Raw genomic sequence first — 1,536 nt, 5'->3', positions numbered from 1 at the left:
GAAGCACACGGCGGGCACGCCGGACATGATGGACACGCAGGGCATGGCCACGGCGACCATGGAGACCATGTCGGTCAGTTCCGGCGGCTGTTCTGGATCATGCTGGCCCTGGGGTTGCCCGTGGTGGGTTTCAACCACATGTTCGCCGACCTGCTCGGGTATCAACTACCGGACGCTGCGTGGGTCTGGTGGGTATCCCCGATTCTGGGCACGATCGTCTACATCTGGGGCGGGCAGCCGTTTCTGAGCGGCGCCGTCTCAGAGATCCGGGCCCGTCAGCCCGGCATGATGCTGCTGATTGGACTGGCGATCACGGTGGCGTTTGTGGCGTCCTGGGGCGCGACTCTCGGCATCCTTGATCATGAACTGAACTTCTGGTGGGAGATGGCCCTGCTGGTGGTCATCATGCTGCTGGGCCACTGGATCGAGATGAGATCCCTAGCTCAGACCACCTCGGCTCTGGACTCTTTGGCGGCTCTGTTGCCCGACGAAGCTGAGAAAGTCGAAGGTGAGGAGATCGTCACAGTCGCCCCCGCCGACTTAGTCCTCGGCGACGTGGTGATCGTGCGTCCCGGCTCTTCCGTGCCCTCCGACGGAAGGATTGTCGATGGCAGTGCGTCGATGGACGAGTCGATGGTCACCGGCGAATCCAAACCGGTGCGCCGCGAGACCGGCGAACAGGTCGTGGCAGGCACTGTCGCCACCGACTCCGGGCTGCGCGTGGAAGTCACCGCCATCGGCGACGACACCGCCCTGGCAGGTATACAGAAACTGGTCTCCGATGCTCAAGCGTCTTCATCCCGCGCCCAACGTATCGCCGACACCGCCGCGGGCTGGCTGTTCTGGTTTGCTTTAGGTGCAGCCCTGATCACCGCGGCCACCTGGGCGCTGCTGGGCATGCCCGATGCTGCCGTGGTGCGCACCATCACCGTTCTGGTCATCGCATGCCCCCACGCCCTAGGGCTCGCGATCCCACTGGTGGTCTCCATCGCCACTGAACGTGCGGCCCGCGGCGGAGTCCTGGTCAAGGACCGTCTGGCGCTGGAATCTATGCGCACCATAGACTCCGTACTCTTCGACAAGACCGGCACCCTAACCAAAGGCGAACCTACAGTCACCGCTATGCAACCGGTAGGGGATCGCCAGGAAGACGATGTGCTTGCCCTCGCTGCAGCGGCTGAGTCCGACAGCGAGCACCCTCTTGCCCGGGCAATCGTGGGAGCCGCAAACACCCGCGAGCTCAACGTGCCAAGTGCCAGAGACTTCTCCTCCTCCCCAGCGGTTGGAGTCAAGGCAATCGTTGACGGAACAGTGATCGAAGTCGGTGGTCCCTACCTGCTTGACCAGCACAGCCAGAAGGAGCTCGCGGTGACCGAGCAGTGGCGAGAGGAAGGCGCGATCATCCTCCACGTCCTTGCTGATGGAGAAGTCATCGCTGCGCTGCGGTTGGCAGATGAAATCCGACCTGAGTCTCGCGATGCGGTCGATGCCCTGCACGCCAATGATGTCCAGGTGGTGATGATCACCGGAGACGCC

1 protein-coding gene is annotated in these 1,536 nt (G+C 63.2%); it reads left to right on the top strand.

All coding sequences use genetic code 11. The features are described 5' to 3' along the window. Positions 1 to 1,536, top strand: a 1,536-nt coding sequence (locus tag FEF26_RS15415) for a heavy metal translocating P-type ATPase (protein WP_243730627.1), incomplete at both ends; no start/stop codon positions are given.

Source organism: Nesterenkonia salmonea, from assembly GCF_005771525.1.
GTDB lineage: Bacteria > Actinomycetota > Actinomycetes > Actinomycetales > Micrococcaceae > Nesterenkonia > Nesterenkonia salmonea.
The sequence above is the reverse complement of the archived record's forward strand: the minus strand, read 5'-3'. Positions and strand labels throughout refer to the sequence as shown.